At 34.1% G+C, this 255-nt stretch carries 1 protein-coding gene; it reads left to right on the top strand.

What is annotated here, in order from left to right; all coding sequences use genetic code 11:
* Positions 1-14: 14 nt before the first annotated feature.
* A partial coding sequence (locus ACFE6N_RS23625; RefSeq protein ID WP_378932487.1) for an IS3 family transposase occupies positions 15-255 on the top strand: 241 nt, incomplete at its 3' end.

Genomic DNA, 255 nt, shown 5'->3' with positions numbered 1-255 from the left:
AGCAAAAAGCGTTAGTGATTTGTGAGTTAAGGCATCAATATCCATTGGATATCTTATTGAGTATATCAAAAACTGCCAGAAGCAGTTACTATTATCATGTCAAAACAATTTCAGTGTTGAATAAGCACGAATGTGCTAAAAAAGAGATCAGGAAGATCTATAATGACCATAAAGGACGGTATGGTTACCGAAGAATTACCTTAGAAATGAAAAATAGGGGTCATATTATCAATCACAAAACCGTGTCGAAACTGA

The organism is Pedobacter sp. BG31, from assembly GCF_042464845.1.
Classification (GTDB): Bacteria; Bacteroidota; Bacteroidia; order Sphingobacteriales; family Sphingobacteriaceae; genus Pedobacter; species Pedobacter suwonensis.
The sequence above is the reverse complement of the archived record's forward strand: the minus strand, read 5'-3'. Positions and strand labels throughout refer to the sequence as shown.